A 20,505-nucleotide genomic window follows, 5' to 3' on the forward strand; every position below is an offset into this window, starting at 1 on the left:
AAGGAATTTAGATAACTTGTGTTATTAATTTTGGAGGAAAGTAAATGAGTGGGGTAACATATGATTATATGGAGCAATATTTAAGAGAACTTATACCAAGTAATAGTGGTATTTTAGATGATCTAGAAAAGTTTTCTATTAAAAACAGAGTTCCTATAGTTCAAAAGGAAACTGCAAAATTTTTAGAGTTAATGGTAAAAATGAATAAACCTAAAAAGATCTTAGAACTTGGAACTGCTATAGGATATTCTGCTATTTTAATGAATATCGCATCATCTGGTTTAAGTGAAATTACAACTATTGAAAGAGATCAGAGAATGATAGAAATTGCAACTGCTAATATAGCAAAATGCGGACTGCAAAATAAAATAACTATTGTAAAAGGAGATTGTTTAGAGCTTTTGGAAAGTCTCCAGGATGAATATGATATGATTTTTATGGATGCGGGTAAAGGCCACTATAATCATTTTCTTCCTAATTGCTTAAGGCTTTTAAAAAAAGATGGAGTTCTTATTGCAGATAATGTACTATTTAGAGGAATGGTTGCATCAAAAGAACTTGCAACACATAGAAAAATCACTATAATAAAACGTATGAAAAGCTACTTAGAACTAGTATCTAGTAATGATGACCTTATAACTTCTGTAATACCAATGGGAGATGGCATTTCAGTTACTGTAAGAAAGAATATAGGTAGCAGATAGGGGGGAATAAAACTTATGAAACCAGAAATACTTGCACCAGCAGGTAATTTAGAAAAATTGAAAGCAGCTATAAATTTTGGCGCAGACGCAGTTTATTTAGGCGGAAGTAAATTAAATTTAAGGGCTTTTGCAGATAATTTTAGCAATGAAGATTTAAAAGAAGGAATAGAATTTGCACACGTAAGGGGTAAAAAAGTTTATGTTACTTTAAATGTTTTTCCTCATAATGATGATTTAGATGGCCTAGAAGATTATTTAAAAGAAGTATATGAGATAGGCGCGGATGCTATCATTGTATCTGACCCAGGGATTATTATGACAGCGAGGGAAGTAGTACCAAATTTAGAAATACATTTAAGCACTCAAGCTAATAATGTAAATTATAAATCTGCTATTTTTTGGCATAAACAAGGGGTTAAAAGAATTGTTCTTGCAAGAGAATTGTCGTTAAAAGAAATTAAAGAAATTAGAGCAAAATTACCCGATACTTGTGAACTTGAAGCATTTGTTCATGGCTCTATGTGTATGTCCTATTCAGGAAGATGTCTTATGTCAAATTACATGACTGGTCGCGATGCAAATCGTGGGCAATGTGCTCAGCCATGTAGATATAAATATTTCTTAATGGAAGAAAAAAGGGATGGAGAATATTTTCCTGTAATTGAAGATGATAAAGGTTCTTATATTATGAATTCAAAGGACTTATGTATGATAGAACACATACCAGAACTTATGGAATCAGGCGTAATGTCCTTTAAAATAGAAGGAAGAATGAAAAGCTCATATTACGTCGCTTCTGTTTGCAAATCCTATAGAGAAGCTTTGGATGCGTATGTAGCAGATGGAGCAAATTATAAATTTCAAAAAAAATGGTTGGATAATCTATTAAAACCTAGTCACAGACAATTTTATACTGGATTTTATTTTGGGGATCCTAACAATCAGATATATGAATCTTCGTCATATATTAGAAATTATGATATAGTTGGAGTAGTAAGAAAATATGATGAAAAAAGCAATATTGCAACAATTGAGCAAAAAAACAAAACGTTTCTTTGCGATACTGTTGAAGTGCTAAGACCTATAGGTGACAACATTTTAATTACATTAGATGATATGAGAAATTCTAAGGGAGAAAGTATACCATCTGCCCCAAGTGCTCAAATGATATTTACTGTAAATGTTAAAGAAAAACTTTGCGAAAATGATATCCTTATTAAGGCTAAGGAGAAAAAGTTATGAATCATCCTATACTAATAGGGATAACTGGCGGGACAGGTTCTGGAAAGAGCACTATTGCTAGAGAAATATATAAACATTTTGATGAGTCATGTATTGCTATGATTGAGCAAGATTCTTATTATAAAGATCAAAGTGAACTCTCTTTTGAAGATAGAATTAAAACAAACTATGATCATCCTGATGCATTTGATTCGCAGCTTTTAGTGGAACATTTTAATCTTCTTTTAAAAGGTAAAGTTATTCAAAAACCTATATATGATTTTAAAATATTTAACAGAACAAAAGAAACAATTAGTGTAAAACCTAGGGATATAATTATATTTGAAGGAATACTTATACTGGATAATAAAATTCTTCGTGATATGTTAGATATTAAAATATATGTAGATACTGATGCAGACGTAAGGTTTATAAGAAGACTTACAAGGGATATTAAAGAAAGAGGAAGAACAATGGAGTCTGTTATAAAGCAATATCTAAACGTAGTTAAACCGATGCATGAGCAATTTATAGAACCTACTAAAAGATATGCAGATATTATAATACCAGAAGGTGGACATAATAAAGTGGCTATTGATATAATTAATGCAAATATAAGTCAGATACTACAAAGGCGATAAAAATAACACATGAGCAGTATAAAACATCTCATTTTAGGCTAGAATTAGTCTAGGGGAGGTGTTTTTATGTCTAGTAGAAACAACATTTTTGGTTACTCGAATCAAAATAATGAAATTAGAAAAAGAACTTGGCTAGTGATGGTTTTATTTATGATATTATTTGGCTTTTTAATTTATCGAGTTTCAAATTACATGTATTTTAACTCAAAGCCATTAAAAACAATGGCTGATGCACAGTATACTATTGATGAAAAATACGGTGCTTTATATAAGGTATTTGATTGTAATGGAGAGGACCTTTTAAATTATAAAGAAAAGTATTATGCGATTATAGATCCAGTGGATTATACTAGATTTAATGAATACACCAGTAAATATGACTTAGAAACATTAACAATTACACTTAGAAATTACAATAAAACATATGATTTAGAAAAAATTAAAGCAACCGGTAATGGAGAAAAGTTAAGATATGAAATCGATAAAGTTACATATGAAAAGCTCAAAGATATTAAAAAGGTAAAAGGGTTTTATACTTATTGTTCTACTGATGTTGTAAAGGATGGGTATTGGAAAACAGAAAATATATTGACAAGTACAACTTACAATAAAGTAAGTGTTAACCCACTATCTAAAAAGGAAGTTAGTAATACTGTATCTAAGAGTTCTGATTCCCTGGAAATGAAAATATATAATAAAACTAAGAATAATGAATACACAAAAACTAGATTTTCTAAAGGAATTAATGGTGAAATGGGAGCAGCTACAACCGTTACACCTAAAAACAACATAAATGTAAGACTTACAATAGATAAACAAATTCAAGAAAAAGTTGAGGAAATTCTTCACAATGAAAAATATAATAAAATTGGTGTTGTACTAATGGAGAGTAGTAGTGGAAAGATAAGGGCTATGGCACAAAAAGATGATAATGCATATAATGTAAATCTAGGATATCCAAGTACTAATGGTGCTTTACCGGGATCGATTTTTAAGGTTATTGTTGATGAAGCGGGTATAGATATGAATAAAATAGATAAGAACCAACAATTTACAATAAATCCTAAATTATTCACTCAGGAGAACTTTAAAGGAAATACATTTACTGTAGCAGAGGCTTTAGTCAAATCTTCAAATAACATATTCGCTCAGATAGGTTGGAAGGTTGGCGTTCAAAATATATATAATTATGCCCGAAAACAAGGCATGTTAAGTAAAGTATTAGATTTCCAGCAAGAGGATATTGGTAATTTTGAGGAGGATATATCAAATCCTACATATGCCCAAACGAGCCAGACAGCCATTGGTCAAAATGTTACAATAACGCCTCTAGAAGCACTTAGCATTCCAAATACTATTATAAATAATGGAGTATATGTTAAGCCAAGTATAATAGATGCATATGTAAATGACAAGAAAGAGGTTTTAGAGAAAATTAAACCTAAAACCAGTACCGTATTAAAAAAAGAAACAGCAGAAACGGTTAAACTTCATATGATAGATGTTGTGAATAAAGGAACTGGTGATGCGGCTTACATTAAAGGTATGGATATAGGTGGGAAAACAGGTACTACTACATACGAGAAAGGAAATAAATCCGATGGTTGGTTTGTAGGTTTTTTTACTTTAAACGAAAAAAATTATTCTATGGTTGTATATGTGAATGATATTAAGATGAATAGATTAGGTATTGCAGATGAGGAAGGTGGAGGTACAGCTGCTCCAATATTTAAAAAGGTAGTTTATGCGCTTAAAAATATTCAGTAATAAATTTATATAAAAATTAAATAAATTTTTAAGTACAGGCACTTTTAATAAAACAATTCATATTATATTAATAAGCTCTATTAGGAGGAACAGCTGTGTTTTTCATGAATTGTTTATTAGATATGATTGGAAATGTTACATTTTTGACAGCTTATATAACTGGTAGTAGTTCATTCCCTCAACCATTAAGTGAAGAAGAAGAAAAATTTTATTTAATAAAGCTTGGGGAAGGCGATTTACTAGCTAAAGGAATACTTGTTGAACGAAATTTAAGACTAGTTGCACACATAGTAAAAAAATATTCCTATCCTGGAAAAGATGTAGATGACCTCATATCTATTGGAACTGTAGGACTTATTAAAGCCATTGATTCTTTTGATACAAATAAGGGAACAAGGCTTGCTACCTATGCTGCAAGATGCATAGAAAACGAAATACTTATGCTTATTCGAAACAATAAGAAAACAAAAGGTGAAGTGTATCTGCAAGACCCTATTGGCACAGATAAAGAGGGAAATGAGATATCACTTATGGATGTACTTAGTAGTGATGAAGATTCTATAATTGATATAGTAGAAAGCAAGATACAAATTAAAAAATTGTATAATAAGATAAACGTAGCTTTAATGGATAGAGAGAAGACAATAATTCAAATGCGTTATGGATTACTTGATGGCAACCCTAGAACTCAAAGAGAAATTGCATTGATACTAGGAATTTCTAGATCATATGTATCAAGAATTGAGAAAAGAGCATTGAAGAAGCTTAATAAAGAATTAAATAGTACGAAAAAAATTGGTAAATAGTTCTAGAAAACTAGAACAACTATGGTATAATTATATAATCTACAATTGTAAGTAAAATAAAAATCTTGAATAGTATAAGTTGAAAATTAAAATTAACGATGCAAGATTAATATTAGGAACTTCACTAAAAAACAGGAGGACAAAAGATGAAATCTCTTAGCGAGTTATTAAAATGGACAATAGAACAAAATGCATCAGATTTACATCTAACAGTTGGCTCAGTACCAGTTATTAGAGTTAATGGCCATCTAATACAAGTTGGTGAAGATAAATTAACTCCAGCAGATACTGAAAAATACGCAAGAGTAATATTGGATGATTCATATGAAGAATATTATAATAATGGTGAGATTGATACTTCTTACTCTATTGGAGGACTTGGAAGATTTAGAGTTAATGTTTATAAGCAAAGAGGAAGCGATACTATTGCAGTTAGAGTAGTTGCATTAAAGATACCTACACTCAAACAACTTGAACTTCCAGAGGTTGTTCGTGCACTTACCACAAAACAAAGGGGCTTAGTCTTAGTGACTGGACCTACAGGAAGTGGTAAAAGTACAACGCTCGCGGCTATGGTTAACGAAATTAATTCAACTAGAGCATGTAATATTATTACACTTGAAGATCCTATTGAGTATCTGCACAAACACAATAAATCAATTATTAATCAAAGAGAAATTGGAAAAGACAGTAAAAATTATCAAAATGCATTAAGAGCAATTCTTAGAGAAGACCCTGATGTTATATTAGTAGGTGAAATGAGAGATCTTGAAACAATTTCTATAGCTATTACTGCAGCTGAAACTGGACATTTGGTTTTCTCTACACTACACACTATAGGTGCAGCAAAAACAGTAGATAGAATAGTGGATGTATTTCCTCCATATCAACAACAACAAATTAAGGTTCAATTGGCTGCAGTGATGCAGGGAATAATTTCACAGCAATTAATACCTAAGATAACTGAAAAAGGGAGGGTTGCTGCTCTTGAGGTAATGATATCAACCCCAGCAATTCAAAATCTTATTCGCGAGGGTAAAACGCATCAATTACAGTCTTGTGTTCAAACTGGCGGGAAATATGGGATGAAAACTATGGATATGTCAATTTCAGATTTATATAAAAGATCGGTTATATCTAAAGATGATGCAATAACTTACTCTGTTGACAATGAAATGATGGTAAGAATGTTAGCACTTTAATTAATAATTCTAAATAAGCTAAAAGCAAAGATAAATTATGGCTTTTAGCTTGTTCTATTTTAATTTGAAATTAAATTATATATTACAAGAAAATATTACCTTGGGAATATTCCCATATAATATAACATTGCATTTTCTATATATTGATATTATACTTAGTGTATGAAAATAAATTATCTTTTAAGTATTATTAGGTTAATATAGTTTACTAAATTGAAATTAAAGTTATAAATATTCAATTATACAATAAAATGTAAAAACTTTTAACCGTATTTAGATTTAAAGTAAATTTTTTATTAAAAAAGATAAAAATAGGAGGAAATTTTATTTTCTTGTTGAATATATACACTTGAGGTTTCTCTTATGAGGGGGGATAAACTTAATGAATGAACAGATTGTAGGAATTGATTTAGGATCATCGAAAATATGTGGAGCAGTTGGTAGAATTAACAGTAATGGAAAACTTCAGATTATAGGCATTACATCAGTTGTATGTAGTGGTTTAAATAAATCAGTTGTAATAGACATAGATAGTACAGCTGAAGCTATTAAGCAATGTGTTACTCAATTGGAACGTATGACAGATACTCAAATTAGTGAAGGATATATATCACTACCTGGAGGAATTTGCGAATTAGTGAGGAATACTGGCATGATTGCAATATCTTCTGAAGACAGGGAAATCAAACAAAGTGATGTGGATAGAGTAATTGAAGCAGCTAAACTTATTTCAGTTCCGGCCGATAAAGAAATAGTGGGTGTTGAGCCTGAACAATATATTGTTGATGGATATGACAATATTAAAGATCCTAGAGGGATGAGTGGAATGAGGCTCGAAGTTGAGGGACAAGTTGTCATGGCGCAATCTACAGCAGTTAGTAATTTATTGAAAAGTGTTAAAAGAGCTGGAATTAAGGTAAATGGTATAGTGCTTCAACCATCAGCAATATCTGAGTCTGTACTTCGAAAAGAAGAGAAAGATATGGGAATAGCACTTGTTGATGTTGGAGCTCAGACTATTGACATATCAATTTATAAGAGTGGAAAATTAAAATATACATCTATTGTTCAATTGGGTGGAGATAACATAACTAATGACATATCAGTTTGTCTTAAAGTTCCTTTTAGTGAAGGTGAAAGATTAAAACTTAAATATGGAAGCCTTATCAAGGGTGCAGAATTTGATGATGAAAAGATTAGAGTTAAAGATTCTTATAACAATTTAATGGAGATTGATAACAATTTATTAATTGATATAATTTGTGCTAGGGTAGAAGAGTTATTACATTTAATTAAAAGAAATTTATTAAATAGTGGGTTTTATAAGGAAATTTCAGGCGTAGTAATAGTTGGTGGAGGTATATCTTTGTTTAGAGGTATGAATGATTTAAGTAAAGATATACTTGAAAAATCAGTGAGAGTAGGATCTCCTGAATATGTAGGCGCAGCTAGTCCAATATATGTTACAGCAGTAGGAATAGTACTTCAGGCTGTTAATAATCTTAAAACTAATACTAGTTCAGATGAAGAGTCAGATGAACAATCGCACGATAACAAATGGTCGAAAAAACAAAATACAAAAGGGAAGAATAAATTAGCGGCAAAAGTTAAAGGCTTTTTTGCGGATTTTTTCTAAAAAGGAGGTATTGTTGTGTTAGATTTTGATGTTGATGTTCAAGAGTTTGCTCAAATTAAAGTAATTGGGTGTGGTGGTGGAGGAAACAATGCTATAAACAGGATGATTATGGAAGGGCTTAAAAACGTAGAGTTTATAGCTATTAACACAGATAAGCAAGCTTTAATTCTATCTCATGCTGTTCAGAAAATTCAGATTGGTGATAAACTTACAAAGGGACTTGGAGCAGGTGCTAATCCAGAAATTGGTATGAAAGCAGCAGAAGAAAGTAAAGAAGAAATATCTCAAGCAATAAAGGGTGCAGATATGGTGTTTATTACCGCAGGTATGGGTGGTGGTACTGGTACTGGGGCTGCACCTGTGGTCGCAGAAATTGCTAAATCCATGGGAATACTTACTGTAGGAGTTGTTACAAAACCATTTCCATTTGAAGGCAGGAAAAGAATGATTAATGCTGAAGTAGGAATAAAAACTCTTAAAGAAACAGTGGATACTTTAGTAACAATACCAAATGAAAGACTATTAACTATGGTTGATAAGAAAACTACATTGATGGATTCTTTCAAAATGGCAGATGATGTTTTAAGACAAGGTATACAAGGTATATCTGATTTGATTACAATACCAGGCCTTGTAAATCTGGATTTTGCAGATGTAAGGACAATTATGCTTGCAAAAGGTCTTGCACATATGGGAGTTGGTAGAGCTTCTGGCGATAATAGAGCCCAAGAGGCAGCAAAACAAGCTATCTCAAGCCCATTACTTGAAACATCCATAGTTGGTGCTACAGGTGTGCTTTTAAATATTACTGGTGGAATGGACCTTGGATTACTTGAAATTAATGAAGCTGCAGAGATTGTGCAAGGGGCGGCTGACCCAGATGCTAATATTATTTTTGGAGCAGTTATAGATGAAGAGCTAAAAGATGAAATAAGAATAACGGTTATTGCAACTGGTTTTGAAAGTGATAATGTTGTAAAACAAAATAAAACTGTGCAAAAACCTAAAGTAAAAGAACCGGTTGTTCCTAACGAAGAAGTTGCGTATACTAAGGATTATGAAGATTCTGATTTAGAAATCCCAGCTTTTTTAAGAAGACAAAACAAATAATAATACAAAATAATAATATAAAATAAATTATAAAGTGCCCTTTGGGCACTTTATTTGCGTTTAGGGCAATTATAAATGTATTTACAATAATATGGGAATAGGTGACGTTTTATGAAAGAATAAAAATAATTACATGTGGTAAAAAATGACAAAATTTTGATGCTAATAGTTATATAATAATCTTAAAGGAGGAAGAGAGGATGGTAGTATATGTAGATGTTCTTATATTAGTAAATTTTATAGTTAATCTATTCATATTACACGTTACTGTTCAAACGTTAAAAAAAAGAGTAAAGCTTAAGTGGCTATTCATTTCAAGTCTAGTAGGTAGCTTATATGTTATAACAGTATTGTATCCTAGTCTTAAGTGGCTGACATTTTTACCTTTTAAGATATTAATAGTAATTGTTATGATAGTTATTGCATTTCATGAAAAAAGACTTTTATTTAATATTAAAGCTTCATTAATCTTTTTATTATACTCAATTCTTTTAGCTGGGATGTGTTTTTTTATTCAGATGAATAGTAAAAAGGATATGTCATTTGATGTAGTTATAATAAATTTCTCTTATGAAAAGTTGCTACTTTCAGTAATGACCATTTATATAGTGATATATAGGGTCGTAATTTTTGTAAAAGATAGGAAGAAAATATCTACGCTTATATACACAGTAGATATAGTAAATAAGAATTATATAAAAACTATTAAAGCATTTCTAGATACTGGAAATGAGCTTCGCGAGCCTGCTTCCAATCTACCAGTATTGATTGTTGAACGGAATATTTTAAGCGAAATTTCCCTAGAAAAAAACAATACATACTTCATTCCTTATACTGTAGTAAATGGAACTAGTGGTAGATTTATTGGATTTAAACCAGAGTATATTAACATTCATATTAATAAAAAAAATATAGAAACAAAAGATGTAATTGTAGCATTTTGTGAGTATAAATTAAGTAAAGATAATGATTATAATGGGCTTATGTCTAGAGGAATACTCAATTAATAAGCCTGAAATTAGTAATTATTTTAATAATATGGATAAGGAGGAAATTATGTTTAATTTTAAAGTAATGTTAAACAAGTTATTTGCTAAATTTAAAGTATTTTCAAACAATTTGTTTTATATAGGAGGCAATGATGCGTTACCACCTCCTTTGACTAAGGATGAAGAGGATGAATTGGTAGTTAGACTTGATACCGGGGATAAAAGTGTAAGAGCCACCTTGATTGAGAGGAATTTAAGGCTCGTAGTTTATATAGCAAGGAAGTTTGAAAATACAGGAGTGAACATTGAAGATTTGATTTCAGTAGGAACTATAGGGCTTATTAAAGCAGTTAATACCTTTGATCCTGAAAAAAAAATTAAGCTTGCTACATATGGATCGCGATGTATTGAAAATGAGATTCTAATGTATCTAAGGAGAAATAGTAAAATAAAAACTGAAATTTCTCTTTATGAACCGTTAAATGTTGATTGGGATGGTAATGAATTATTGCTTTCTGATATAATTGGAACGGATAATGATGTGGTTTATAATATTATTGAAGAAGATGTAGACAAACAATTACTTTGGCTTGCTATGCAACGGTTAAATTCACGAGAAAAAGAAATTGTGCAACTAAGATTTGGATTAAATGGAACAACAGAAAAGACACAAAAGGAAGTTGCTGATATACTTGGAATATCACAATCTTATATATCAAGGCTTGAAAAAAGAATAATAAAAAGATTGCAAAAGGAAATTAATAAAATGGTGTAGGTTAATTTTAGATTGGTATTAGGCACATGAAAATAAATAACAGGTCAGTATTATTTTTGACTTATTATTTATTTTCATGTGCCTTATTTAAAAAGATCAAATAAAATTCTAATTATAAATATATTCTTAGTGTCTAATGAATATAGATAATATAAAGTAGTAGGCATTCAAAAGACCTAGTTTAAGAATTACTAGCTACTTGAATAAGAAGGTTTAAAACACTCTAGGAGGGAATAAAATGGAAAGCTTAATGTTTGCGATTAACAATTTAAGACAGATGGAAATTATAGATATAAATTCAGGGTCAAAAATGGGATATATTAAAGACTTAAAAGTGGATTGTGATGACTATAAAATTATTTCAATCTTAATGCCAACTCAGAAGTCATCTTGGTTTAATAAAAATAATAGTATTGAGATACCATGGGAAAAAGTTAAGAAAGTTGGTGTTGATGTAATTCTTGTAGATGGTAGTGATCTAATTATGGAAAACGAATAATAGACTATTTTAATTTATAAGATAAGTGTATAATGTTAGTATATTTGTTAACTATACTAGAAAAAGGGCGTGAAGACCATTGAAGTGTCCATATTGCAGCTGTGAAGAAAGTAAAGTGGTAGACTCTAGATCAACAGATGACAATATTGCAACTAGACGTCGACGCGAGTGTCTGCGGTGCTTTAAACGATATACTACTTATGAAAAAGTTGAAGATGTGCCTATTTTAGTAATAAAGAAAGATTTTAATAGAGAATATTTTGATAGAACAAAGATATTAAATGGACTTATGAAGGCATGTCAAAAAAGACCAGTTTCAAGAAAACAAATTGAAGCTATTTGTGATGAAGTAGAAAAACAGTTGAATAATGAAATGCTTACAGAAGTAAAATCTGATTATATAGGAGAACTTATCATGAGCATACTAAAAAATGTAGATGAGGTTTCTTATGTGAGATTTGCTTCGGTTTACAGACAATTTAAAGATATTAATACATTTATGGAAGAGATAAGAAAATTGATGTCTAATGAAAAAAAATGCCCATAGGCATTTTTTTTTCATTTCTAAAAATCATGCAATATATATAGGGGATGAACTAATGGAAATAGAAACTTTTGATAACTATAAATTTCTGAAATTTAAAATTGATAATGTCGTTATTTTGTTTTCAACAGCAAGTGGTGGCCTTAACTTTAACTGCCATACTGATGAAGGATTGGTAAATCTAGAAAAGATAAAAACATATTATAACCTAGAATCTGTTGGATATTTAAATCAAATCCATAGTGACTTAATTTTTGACTTTGATGGTAATATAAAAGATGGAGATGCTTTAATAACAAATAAAAAAAATAGAGCTATAGGTGTTTTTACGGCAGATTGTGTTCCTGTAATTTTGGTAGATACTAGTAGAAAGATTATAGCCGCAATACACAGTGGATGGAAAGGTACAAATGCTTTGATAGTAAGTAAAACAATTGAAAGAATGCAAGAAACTTATGGTACATTAACTAAAAACATTAGGGCATATATTGGACCACATATTGGAGGGTGTTGCTATGAGGTTGGCAAGGAACTGATAGAGGAGTTTACTAGTAAAGATATTTATAGTAATATTAAAATAAGTAATAATAATAAATTGGATTTAGAAAAGTGCATTATAGCGCAGCTTAATGCAAAGGGTATAAAAAAAGATAATATTAAAATTACTAATACATGTACTGCTTGTAGTAAAAAGTATGAATTGTATTCGTACAGAAATAGTGAAAATAAGCAAGGGAGAATGTTTTCATTTGTTTATTTCGAAGACATTTAAGAACAAAAGGTGGCAATTTAAGTAATAACCGCATAAAAATATGGAGGGATTAATATGGCTGAAGAAAAAGTATTAGTAGTGGATGACGAGGAACATATAAGGGAATTAATTAAATTTAATTTAGAAAAAAATGGATATAAAGTTATATGTGCTGACAATGGGATAGATGCTGTAAAGCTTGCTAAAGAACAAGCACCACAATTAATGTTATTAGATTTGATGTTGCCTGGAATGGATGGATTAGATGTATGTAAAGAAATTAGAAAAGATTCAAATATGTCAGGTATGCCGATAATTATGATAACAGCAAAAGGGGAAGAAATAGATAAAATAATAGGGCTTGAGCTAGGTGCAGATGATTATATTACAAAACCATTTTCAGTAAGGGAGCTTGTAGCGAGGGTTAAAGCTATACTTAGAAGAACTACTATGCAGATAGTTGAAAGAACTTTTAAGATTGGTAATCTGGCCATTGACTTTGGTAAACATGAGGTTCTAAAAAGTGAAATAAGAATTGATTTGACTTTAAAGGAGTTTGAATTATTACAAATATTAATAAAAAACAAAGGTAGGGTTATGACCAGAGATTTTTTGCTGGACAAAATATGGGGTTATGAATATGTAGGAGAAACAAGAACGGTAGACGTCCACATAAGGCATTTAAGGCAAAAGATTGAAGAAGATGATAAAAATCCAGTGTATATCCAGACTATTCGTGGTATAGGATATAGATTCAATTTTGGAGAATAATAATGAAAAAGAAATTATTAATATATTTATTAAGTACTGTGATTTTTATATTTGTAGTAGTAACATCATTAATTGTATCTATCTTTAATTATGAATATGAAGAAAATTTAAAAGACAAACTACAAATAAATAATAATATGATAATTAGTTTATTGCAAAGCAATAATTTAAAAGACCATCAAAAGTTTTTTAAGCAGAACTTAAAGAGTTCTGAGCTTAGAGTTACATACATCGATAAAAAGGGTAAGGTTCTTTATGATTCAACTGTAGATGCGAGCACTATGGATAATCACAATGTTAGACAAGAAATAATAAAAGCAAGAAGTAGTGGAACTGGATCCTCAGTTAGATATAGTGCTTCGACTAAGAAGCATATGATGTATTTTGCAACTGAATTTGGTGATGGTTTTATAATTAGAAGTTCTAATCCACTTAAAATTATAAGTGGGCTAGGTAGTAAATACTTCAAGCTTTACATTTTAGCTATAATTTTTTCTGCTATAATGTCAATTTGGTTTTCTTTAAAACTATCATATATTATAGTAAGGCCTATTACAGATTTAATTTTCATTACTTCTAGAATTAGTAAGGGTGAATTTCATAGGAGAGTTAGTATATTATCAAATGGTGAAATAGGACAATTAGCCAAAAATTTTAATGAGATGGCAGATAAACTAGAGTCTACATTAAATGAAGTTACTGATAAGCAAAACCGGCTAGAAGCAATTTTGCAAAGTATGGATAGTGGAGTCATTGCAGTTGATAGAAAAAATAGAGTTATAATAATTAATCCATATGCTAAAAAAATGTTCGGTATAACAAAAGATATTATAGGGCAAAATCTTTTAGACAATATAAGGAACTTTGAATTAGAAAATATATTACATCAAAGTGATGATAATTACAAAGAAATAAGAATATCTTGGCCAAAAGAAAGAGAACTTAGGATAAAAACTGCAGATATTATTAATGCAAATGATCATATCGGTACTGTTGCTGTTGTTCAAGATATTACTGAAGTAAAAAAACTAGAGAATATGAGAACACAATTTGTTGCTAATGTTTCTCATGAACTTAAAACACCATTAACATCTATTAAAGGATTTGCTGAAACCTTAAAATACGTTGATGATGTAGAAACAAAAGAAAAGTTTTTAAATATAATCAATGAGGAAGCTGATAGATTAACTAGATTAATTACAGATATTCTAACACTTTCACATATAGAGCAACAAGAGGAAGTAAAAACGGAAAAAATTAATGTTAATAAAATTGTAGAAGATGTGTACAATTTAATGAAAAACACAGCAGATTTAAAAGGAATTCATTTATCAGTGAAACAGCACAATGTTAAAATATTGATAGGGGATACTGATAGATTTAAACAAATGTTAATTAATTTAGTGGATAATGGTATAAACTATTCTGAATCAGGTAATAGTGTTTGTATAGGAACTGAGAGTAAAACTGATGGATTTATTTTATGGGTACAAGACACTGGGGTTGGAATAGCTAAAGATCAGATTCCACGTCTTTTTGAGAGGTTCTATAGAGTAGATAAGGCTCGTTCTAGATCAAAAGGTGGAACAGGTCTAGGTCTTGCCATTGTTAAGCACATAGTACTAGAATTTAACGGAAAAATATATGTGGAAAGTCAATTAGAAGTTGGAAGCAAATTTATAATAGAGATCCCATATCAAGAATAAAAATAGAGCTACCACATTATAATGCGGTAGCTTTATTTTTATTGAATGTAAAGTTTAATTAACATTAGCTAAACTAAAGTTAACTTTAACATAATATAAAGTTAACTTTATGGGTATATTATTATAAGAGTAATGAGTAGTTAATAAAACGATATAAATTGAATGGGGGAAATATTAATGAGAAAAAAATATTTGAAATTGATGGTTGCTGCACTAACAGTTGTAATGACAGCAGGATTTTTTACTGGGTGTGGAAGTAAAACTGAAACGACTCCTAAAACTACAACAAAATCGGCTGCAATATCCGGTTCAATAACTGCAGCAGGATCAACTGCTCTTCAACCATTAGCAGAACTTGGAGCTAAAAAATTTAAAGTTAAAAATCCAGATGCAACAATAAATGTTCAAGGTGGGGGAAGCGGTACTGGACTTAAGCAAGTAGGAGAAGGTAGTGTGGAAATCGGTAATTCAGATATATATGCAAAAGATAAAGCAGGAATTGATGCAGCTGCATTAACAGATACTAAGGTATGCGTTATAGGTTTTGCTGCAGTAACAAATCCAAAAGTTAAGGTTGAATCATTAACAAAAAAACAATTAATAGATATATTTACAGGAAAGATAAAAAACTGGAAGGAAGTTGGCGGAGCTGACATCAAAGTTACTATTATAAATAGACCAAAATCTTCAGGTACTAGAGCAACATTTAAAGAATTTGGATTAGATAAAAAAGAAGAAGCAACTGGTTTGACTCAGGATTCAAGTGGCTCAGTTAAACAAGCGGTTAAACAAACAGACGGAGCAATAAGTTACTTAGCATTATCATATTTTGCTGATGCAACAAACAAAGAGGGCTTAAACATATTAAAAATTGATGGTGTTGAAGCAACTGCAGCAAATATAAGCACAGATAAATATAAAATTTGGTCATACGAGCATATGTATACTAAGGGTGAACCTACAGGAGCAACAAAAGCATATTTAACTTATATGACAAGTGCTGAAATGAAAGCATCAATAACAAAATTAGGATACATTCCAATGGCAGATATGAAAGCTAAAAGAGATTAATGCTGACTAAAGGTTGGATAAAACCAACCTTTATTTTTCATTAAAATAATTTTTGAGGTAAAATATTATGAAAAAAAATGATAAAAAAACAATGTTTTTAAAACTTAAGAATGAATATTTGGGACGTGGTTTTGCAACATTTTGTGGTGCGATTATAGTAATTCTTACTTTTTCAATAATAATATTTCTAACTAGTAAAGGCTTAAATACATTTATTAAACATGGATACTCAATATTCCGTTTTGTATTTTCTGGAAATTGGGACCCTGAGGGTAGCGGAAAATCCTCGATTCCTCAATTTGGAACTTTAATATTTATCTTTGGTTCTACAATAGTATCTTTTCTTGCGGTACTAGTAAGTGCACCAATAGGAGTAGCACTCGCTGTATTTATGAATTTGATTTCACCAAAACTCGGGAAAAAAGTTCTTCAACCTGCCATAGAATTGTTTGTTGGAATCCCATCCGTTGTTTATGGTTGGATAGGTGTAAGTGTATTAGTTCCTTTTATTAAAATTTTCTTTGGAGGAATAGGATTTAGTTTACTTGCAGGAGTACTAGTTATAAGTGTAATGATTTTACCGACAATAACAAGTATTTCATCTGATGCTATAAGAACCATACCAAAAGATTATATAGAAGCATCTTATGGACTTGGTGCAACAAGGTGGCAAACTATAATTAAAGTGATTATACCTGCAGCTAAAAGTGGAATACTTACAAGTATTGTACTTGGAGTCTCAAGAGCATTTGGGGAGGCACTTGCGGTGCAAATGGTTATAGGAAACTCAGTTACTTTCCCTAAGGGGTTACTTGGAACTACAACTACATTAACAAGTATACTTACTATGGATATGGCAAATACAATAAATGGTACAGCTTGGAATGATGCATTGTGGTCAATAGCATTGCTATTGCTAATAATATCATTTATATTTATAATTATTATTAGAAAAATAGGGAAAAGAGGTGAGCAGTAATGAACGCTAAAGTTAAGGATAAAATTGCAACAATAGTTTTGTATATAGTTTCTGCTTTAGTAATTCTTTTGCTTGTAAGTCTCATTGGATATATAGTATATAATGGAAGAGAGTCATTAAATTTAAAGTTTTTATTTGGTGAGCCAAAAATTGGTGAAGCTGGTGGAGGAATTGGACCTCAATTATATAATTCATTAAGTTTACTTGTAGTAACACTTATAATTACAGTACCATTAGGTATAGGAGCTGGAATATATTTAGCTGAATACGCAAAAAAAGGAAAGATACTAAATATTATTAGATTGTGTATTGAAACTATGGCATCATTACCATCCATTGTCGTTGGTTTATTTGGACTTTTAGTTTTTGTTAACATGACGGGATGGGGATATTCTCTTTTTGCTGGAGCTTTAGCCATAACTATAATAAATTTACCAGGACTTACTAGAGTTTGTGAAAATGCTGTTAAAACTGCGTCAGAAGGTGTTAAAGAAGCTAGTTTGGGATTAGGTGCTACTAGGTGGCAGACTATTAAAAACGTCGTGTTACCATCTGCAATGCCTCAAATTTTAACTGGTGTAATACTAGCCGCCGGTAGAATATTTGGAGAAGCAGCAGCTTTACTATATACTGCAGGTATGAGTGCACCAGCTGTAGATTTTGCTAATTTTGCAGTGAACAATAAGGATTCAGCTTATAGCTTATTTAGACCTGCTGAAACCTTAGCTGTATATATATGGAAACTTAATTCTGAAGGAATGGTACCTGATGCTACTAAGATAGCTAATGGAGCCTCTGCCGTTTTAATAATAGCAGTGCTAATATTCAATGTATCTGCAAGAATAATCGGGAAGAAATTATATGAATCTCATGCAGGTAGTAAATAAGGAGGTAACAATATGGGAATAATTACAGCAAAGAATTTAAATCTATATTATGGAAATACGCAAGCATTAAAGACTGTAAATATTGATATAGAGAAAAATTCGGTTACTGCACTTATAGGACCATCAGGGTGTGGTAAATCAACATTTTTACGTACTATTAATAGAATGAATGATTTGATAGATTCTGTTAAAATAGATGGAGAAGTATTATATGAAAATGAAAATATATACGGTCAAGACTATGATGTTATAGATTTAAGGAAAAAAGTTGGAATGGTATTTCAAAAGGCTAATCCATTTCCTATGTCAATATATGAAAACATTGCCTATGGTCCCAAAATACATGGGATAAAGAATAAGAAATTGCTTGATGAAATTGTAGAGAAAAGTCTTAAGGGGGCTGTGCTTTGGGACGAAGTAAAAGATAGACTTAAAAAGAGTGCACTTGGATTATCTGGTGGACAACAGCAGCGTCTATGTATTGCAAGAACTTTGGCCGTAGAACCTGAGGTGCTTCTTATGGATGAGCCAACTTCTGCATTAGATCCTATTTCAACTTTAAAGATTGAAGAACTAATGGATGTCCTTAAGAAAAAGTATACAGTTATCATTGTTACACATAATATGCAACAAGCTGGTAGAATTTCTGACTTTACAGCATTTTTCTTGAATGGAGAAATTGTTGAAAGCGGGAAAACGGAAGAAATATTTTATAAACCTAAAGATAAAAGAACAGAGGATTATATTACAGGAAGATTCGGCTAAAATAAAGCGAGGAAGGTGATAATATGGCAAGAAAAGTATTCGAAGCAAATCTTCAAGAGCTCCATAATGATTTAATTAGAATGGGGAGCATTGTAGAAAAACAAATTTATGACTGTATCGATGCATTAGTTACTCAGAACATTGAGAAAGCTCAAAAAATAATGGAAGATGATGATATCGTTGATGTTATGGAGAGAGAAATAGAAGATAAAGCAATAAGGTTAATTGCTATGCAGCAACCTTTGGCAATAGATTTAAGAAATATTTTCACTACAACAAAAATAGTAACGGATCTTGAAAGAATGGCTGATTATGCTGTTGATGTTGCTAAAATTACAGTAAGATTGAAAGATGAAAAGTATATAAAACAACTTGTGGATATACCTAGAATGGCAGAAATCGTAGTTCTTATGATAAGAGATTCTTTAGATGCATATGTATCTGGGGATATTGAAAAGGCTTATGCTGTATGCAAACGAGATGATGAAGTAGATGATATATATAAGGAAGTGTTTGGCGAACTTCTAAGAATAATGTTTGAAAATCAAAAGACTGTAAATCAAGCTACTCAATTTTTATTTATTTGTAAATGGTTAGAAAGAATTGCTGATCATACAACAAACATATGTGAATGGACAATTTATTTAGTTACAGGTGAAAAAGTTAATTTAAATGAATAAATTTTAGAAAAATCACAAAAACTATAATATAAATAGACTTATATTTAAAATATTATAGTGGAGTAGTGATTATGAAGAACAAAAAATTCAAAACTTTTTTTATGTTTTGTTGTATTAGTCTGATTATGGTAAGTATAGGATGCAAAAAAGATGTTGGAAACAAAGCAAATGGACCCAAAAATATTAATATAATTTGTGAAGATACAGTTTTTCCAATGGTAAGTGACTTAGTACATGATTATAATTCAAATAATGAGACTACAATAACTGTGAGATCTGAAGATAGAGAAAGTGCCTTTAATAAATTATATAATTCTGAGGTTGATGTATTGATAGGATATGTTCAGCCAATTAGTGATAAAATTAAGGCTGAAATGTTAGCATATGATGGTATAGGAATCATTGTTAATCCTGGTAACAATGTAAATGGTATCTCAATTCAGGAATTAAAAAAAATATATATTGGCAAAATTGCAAATTGGGAAGGACTAAATGGTGGATCAAATACAATAATACCAGTAGCATTTAAAGATAAATTCAATTCAATTCAGCAAGAATTTAATTTGAAAATAAAAGATACTCCTATAAAAGAAGAAATGAGCAAAAGTACTCAGTACGTATCAAGTATGGAAGAAATGAAAACTTTTATTGCTCAAAACAAAAATTCTATAGGTTTTATACCAGGACAATGGTATAATAAAGAAAGTAAGTTTTTAAAATTAAGTGGTGTTGAAATTACTATATCAAATTTAAAAAATAATCTTTATTTTTTAAGATTTCCAATAAAAATGTATTATTCGGAGAAAAAAGAAGAGAGTTTAAAGGATCTTTTTCAGTATTTTAAAAGTGAAGACGGCAAGAAAATCATAAGAAAATATTGCATAGAAGCATTTTAATACCTCCTTCTTAGGAGGTATTTTTATTCTGTATTAAATTATATTATAATTTGAATTATTTATTTTGAAGTGTCGAAAAAACTTGTAAGTAAGCGAAATATGCTA

General features: G+C 30.3%; 21 protein-coding genes. All 21 read left to right on the forward strand.

Annotated features, from left to right (window positions below; translation table 11 throughout):
* Window positions 1-44 precede the first annotated feature (44 nt).
* The gene (locus KPL44_RS13955) at window positions 45-704 is read left to right on the forward strand and encodes an O-methyltransferase (protein WP_216251406.1); all 660 of its coding nucleotides are present in this window, start codon (window positions 45-47) and stop codon (window positions 702-704) included.
* A 15-nt stretch (window positions 705-719) separates the two neighbouring features.
* Window positions 720-1,946, forward strand: a complete 1,227-nt coding sequence (locus KPL44_RS13960; RefSeq protein ID WP_216251409.1) for a peptidase U32 family protein — start codon at window positions 720-722, stop codon at window positions 1,944-1,946.
* Window positions 1,943-2,566: a uridine kinase gene (gene udk / locus KPL44_RS13965; RefSeq protein WP_216251413.1), complete on the forward strand. Its 624-nt coding sequence runs from the start codon at window positions 1,943-1,945 to the stop codon at window positions 2,564-2,566. The genes KPL44_RS13960 and udk overlap by 4 nt, the downstream gene beginning before the upstream one ends.
* Window positions 2,567-2,632: 66 nt before the next feature.
* The gene (locus KPL44_RS13970) at window positions 2,633-4,333 is read left to right on the forward strand and encodes a penicillin-binding transpeptidase domain-containing protein (RefSeq protein ID WP_216251416.1); all 1,701 of its coding nucleotides are present in this window, start codon (window positions 2,633-2,635) and stop codon (window positions 4,331-4,333) included.
* A gap of 104 nt (window positions 4,334-4,437) precedes the next feature.
* Entirely contained in the window at window positions 4,438-5,139 is a 702-nt protein-coding gene (gene sigK, locus KPL44_RS13975) for an RNA polymerase sporulation sigma factor SigK (RefSeq protein WP_253199872.1), read from the forward strand.
* 146 nt (window positions 5,140-5,285) lie between these two features.
* Entirely contained in the window at window positions 5,286-6,341 is a 1,056-nt protein-coding gene (locus tag KPL44_RS13980; RefSeq protein ID WP_216251418.1) for a type IV pilus twitching motility protein PilT, read from the forward strand.
* A 382-nt stretch (window positions 6,342-6,723) separates the two neighbouring features.
* Window positions 6,724-7,977, forward strand: coding sequence for a cell division protein FtsA (gene ftsA / locus KPL44_RS13985; protein ID WP_216251421.1), 1,254 nt, complete (start codon window positions 6,724-6,726; stop codon window positions 7,975-7,977).
* A gap of 15 nt (window positions 7,978-7,992) precedes the next feature.
* Entirely contained in the window at window positions 7,993-9,087 is a 1,095-nt protein-coding gene (gene ftsZ / locus KPL44_RS13990) for a cell division protein FtsZ (RefSeq protein ID WP_216251424.1), read from the forward strand.
* 200 nt (window positions 9,088-9,287) lie between these two features.
* A complete protein-coding gene (spoIIGA, locus tag KPL44_RS13995) occupies window positions 9,288-10,094 on the forward strand; it encodes a sigma-E processing peptidase SpoIIGA (RefSeq protein WP_216251427.1) in 807 nt (268 codons plus the stop codon).
* A 49-nt stretch (window positions 10,095-10,143) separates the two neighbouring features.
* Window positions 10,144-10,851, forward strand: coding sequence for an RNA polymerase sporulation sigma factor SigE (sigE, locus tag KPL44_RS14000; RefSeq protein ID WP_216251430.1), 708 nt, complete (start codon window positions 10,144-10,146; stop codon window positions 10,849-10,851).
* A gap of 238 nt (window positions 10,852-11,089) precedes the next feature.
* The gene (locus tag KPL44_RS14005; protein WP_216203071.1) at window positions 11,090-11,350 is read left to right on the forward strand and encodes a YlmC/YmxH family sporulation protein; all 261 of its coding nucleotides are present in this window, start codon (window positions 11,090-11,092) and stop codon (window positions 11,348-11,350) included.
* 79 nt (window positions 11,351-11,429) lie between these two features.
* Window positions 11,430-11,897 (forward strand): transcriptional regulator NrdR, encoded by a 468-nt coding sequence (gene nrdR / locus KPL44_RS14010; RefSeq protein WP_216107138.1) that lies wholly within the window; start codon window positions 11,430-11,432, stop codon window positions 11,895-11,897.
* Window positions 11,898-11,949: 52 nt separating this feature from the next.
* Window positions 11,950-12,666, forward strand: coding sequence for a peptidoglycan editing factor PgeF (pgeF, locus tag KPL44_RS14015; RefSeq protein ID WP_216251433.1), 717 nt, complete (start codon window positions 11,950-11,952; stop codon window positions 12,664-12,666).
* Between the two features lie 54 nt (window positions 12,667-12,720).
* A complete protein-coding gene (locus KPL44_RS14020) occupies window positions 12,721-13,416 on the forward strand; it encodes a response regulator transcription factor (RefSeq protein WP_216251436.1) in 696 nt (231 codons plus the stop codon).
* A 2-nt stretch (window positions 13,417-13,418) separates the two neighbouring features.
* Entirely contained in the window at window positions 13,419-15,122 is a 1,704-nt protein-coding gene (gene pnpS / locus KPL44_RS14025) for a two-component system histidine kinase PnpS (RefSeq protein ID WP_216251439.1), read from the forward strand.
* Window positions 15,123-15,299: 177 nt separating this feature from the next.
* On the forward strand, window positions 15,300-16,193 hold the full coding sequence (locus tag KPL44_RS14030) for a phosphate ABC transporter substrate-binding protein (RefSeq protein ID WP_216251444.1): 894 nt from the start codon (window positions 15,300-15,302) through the stop codon (window positions 16,191-16,193).
* Between the two features lie 67 nt (window positions 16,194-16,260).
* Complete coding sequence (gene pstC, locus KPL44_RS14035; protein WP_216251446.1) at window positions 16,261-17,172, forward strand: phosphate ABC transporter permease subunit PstC; 912 nt, start codon at window positions 16,261-16,263, stop codon at window positions 17,170-17,172.
* Window positions 17,172-18,059 carry a phosphate ABC transporter permease PstA gene (pstA, locus tag KPL44_RS14040; RefSeq protein WP_216251448.1) on the forward strand — a complete coding sequence of 296 codons (888 nt, stop codon included), beginning with the start codon at window positions 17,172-17,174 and terminating at the stop codon, window positions 18,057-18,059. The genes pstC and pstA overlap by 1 nt, the downstream gene beginning before the upstream one ends.
* 12 nt (window positions 18,060-18,071) lie before the next feature.
* Window positions 18,072-18,824: a phosphate ABC transporter ATP-binding protein PstB gene (gene pstB, locus KPL44_RS14045; RefSeq protein WP_216251450.1), complete on the forward strand. Its 753-nt coding sequence runs from the start codon at window positions 18,072-18,074 to the stop codon at window positions 18,822-18,824.
* 23 nt (window positions 18,825-18,847) lie between these two features.
* A complete protein-coding gene (phoU, locus tag KPL44_RS14050) occupies window positions 18,848-19,504 on the forward strand; it encodes a phosphate signaling complex protein PhoU (RefSeq protein WP_216251452.1) in 657 nt (218 codons plus the stop codon).
* A 71-nt stretch (window positions 19,505-19,575) separates the two neighbouring features.
* Window positions 19,576-20,400 (forward strand): substrate-binding domain-containing protein, encoded by an 825-nt coding sequence (locus KPL44_RS14055; RefSeq protein WP_216251454.1) that lies wholly within the window; start codon window positions 19,576-19,578, stop codon window positions 20,398-20,400.
* Window positions 20,401-20,505: the final 105 nt, after the last annotated feature.

Source organism: Clostridium sp. DSM 17811 (genome assembly GCF_018861905.1).
Classification (GTDB): Bacteria; Bacillota; Clostridia; order Clostridiales; family Clostridiaceae; genus Clostridium_AD; species Clostridium_AD frigoriphilum.

What these genes read in the sequence shown, in the direction of transcription:
- pgeF (WP_216251433.1), top strand. Translation starts at nt 11,950, where the DNA reads ATGGAAATAGAAACTTTTGATAACTATAAATTTCTGAAATTTAAAATT.
- sigK (WP_253199872.1), top strand. Translation starts at nt 4,438, where the DNA reads ATGAATTGTTTATTAGATATGATTGGAAATGTTACATTTTTGACAGCT.
- KPL44_RS14030 (WP_216251444.1), top strand. Translation starts at nt 15,300, where the DNA reads ATGAGAAAAAAATATTTGAAATTGATGGTTGCTGCACTAACAGTTGTA.
- pstA (WP_216251448.1), top strand. Translation starts at nt 17,172, where the DNA reads ATGAACGCTAAAGTTAAGGATAAAATTGCAACAATAGTTTTGTATATA.
- KPL44_RS14005 (WP_216203071.1), top strand. Translation starts at nt 11,090, where the DNA reads ATGGAAAGCTTAATGTTTGCGATTAACAATTTAAGACAGATGGAAATT.
- phoU (WP_216251452.1), top strand. Translation starts at nt 18,848, where the DNA reads ATGGCAAGAAAAGTATTCGAAGCAAATCTTCAAGAGCTCCATAATGAT.
- KPL44_RS14020 (WP_216251436.1), top strand. Translation starts at nt 12,721, where the DNA reads ATGGCTGAAGAAAAAGTATTAGTAGTGGATGACGAGGAACATATAAGG.
- KPL44_RS14055 (WP_216251454.1), top strand. Translation starts at nt 19,576, where the DNA reads ATGAAGAACAAAAAATTCAAAACTTTTTTTATGTTTTGTTGTATTAGT.
- pnpS (WP_216251439.1), top strand. Translation starts at nt 13,419, where the DNA reads ATGAAAAAGAAATTATTAATATATTTATTAAGTACTGTGATTTTTATA.
- KPL44_RS13955 (WP_216251406.1), top strand. Translation starts at nt 45, where the DNA reads ATGAGTGGGGTAACATATGATTATATGGAGCAATATTTAAGAGAACTT.
- pstB (WP_216251450.1), top strand. Translation starts at nt 18,072, where the DNA reads ATGGGAATAATTACAGCAAAGAATTTAAATCTATATTATGGAAATACG.
- KPL44_RS13960 (WP_216251409.1), top strand. Translation starts at nt 720, where the DNA reads ATGAAACCAGAAATACTTGCACCAGCAGGTAATTTAGAAAAATTGAAA.
- udk (WP_216251413.1), top strand. Translation starts at nt 1,943, where the DNA reads ATGAATCATCCTATACTAATAGGGATAACTGGCGGGACAGGTTCTGGA.
- pstC (WP_216251446.1), top strand. Translation starts at nt 16,261, where the DNA reads ATGAAAAAAAATGATAAAAAAACAATGTTTTTAAAACTTAAGAATGAA.
- sigE (WP_216251430.1), top strand. Translation starts at nt 10,144, where the DNA reads ATGTTTAATTTTAAAGTAATGTTAAACAAGTTATTTGCTAAATTTAAA.
- KPL44_RS13970 (WP_216251416.1), top strand. Translation starts at nt 2,633, where the DNA reads ATGTCTAGTAGAAACAACATTTTTGGTTACTCGAATCAAAATAATGAA.
- ftsA (WP_216251421.1), top strand. Translation starts at nt 6,724, where the DNA reads ATGAATGAACAGATTGTAGGAATTGATTTAGGATCATCGAAAATATGT.
- KPL44_RS13980 (WP_216251418.1), top strand. Translation starts at nt 5,286, where the DNA reads ATGAAATCTCTTAGCGAGTTATTAAAATGGACAATAGAACAAAATGCA.
- spoIIGA (WP_216251427.1), top strand. Translation starts at nt 9,288, where the DNA reads ATGGTAGTATATGTAGATGTTCTTATATTAGTAAATTTTATAGTTAAT.